This is a genomic window from Mycolicibacterium sp. XJ2546 (genome assembly GCF_053483195.1).
Map to the genome: position 1 here is coordinate 1 of NZ_JBEFRW010000063.1, position 298 is coordinate 298.

Below are 298 nucleotides of genomic sequence, written 5' to 3' on the forward strand. Positions count from 1 at the left end.
ATCCATCGCTGATCCGGTCGCCTTGTCGAACACCGCCAGGTAGTGGTTGGCGTGACCGGCCAGCCGGATCACATCGGCGATCGGCATGACGGTGCCGCCGCTGGTGGTGCCGACCCCGGCGCGAGATTCCAAGTCCTGCAGGGTAGTTCGGATGATGATCGACACCGGCAGCCCGTTGAGCTGGCCGAGTTCGCCACTCATCAACGCGATGCGCCCGACGGCGACCAGCGCATCGTGCTGGCGCTGGGCCAAGGTGCGGTGGTCGTTGTCGATCTGGGCTTGGGTCGGTGTGCCTGAC

1 protein-coding gene is annotated in these 298 nt (G+C 66.1%); it reads right to left on the reverse strand.

Annotation, left to right across the window (positions count from 1 at the left end):
- Positions 1-298: DUF222 domain-containing protein (locus tag ABQE44_RS25845; protein ID WP_448432671.1), on the reverse strand; the 298-nt coding region annotated here is incomplete at both ends.